This window comes from Pampinifervens navoyensis (genome assembly GCF_046159715.1).
GTDB lineage: Bacteria > Aquificota > Aquificia > Aquificales > Aquificaceae > Pampinifervens.
On sequence record NZ_JBJXCT010000072.1, the window covers coordinates 1 to 241 of the forward strand.

Sequence of the window (241 nt, forward strand, 5' to 3'; positions counted from 1 at the left end):
GTTGGAGCGCGCGCTCATCGCCGAGCGCACGAAGGCCGGAATAGCCGCCGCCAAGGCGCGCGGCCGCCTGCCAGGCAATCCGGGTCTGCGCGAGCGCCGGCCGGAAAGCATCCGCGCCGTTGCGGCGGCCCGGGACAGCGTCTATGTCGGCGACCTTATCGCCTCGGCGCAAAGCTGGCTGCCGATCGTGCGGCGGCTGCGGCCCCAGCATAACTGGGACGACGTGGTGCGGGTCCTGAGC

The 241-nt window shown here is 72.6% G+C and carries 1 protein-coding gene; it reads left to right on the forward strand.

Annotated elements, in window-relative coordinates; translation table 11 throughout:
• Positions 1–241 (forward strand): hypothetical protein (locus ACKRDP_RS10045; RefSeq protein ID WP_489685593.1); only part of this gene is annotated, 241 nt, incomplete at both ends.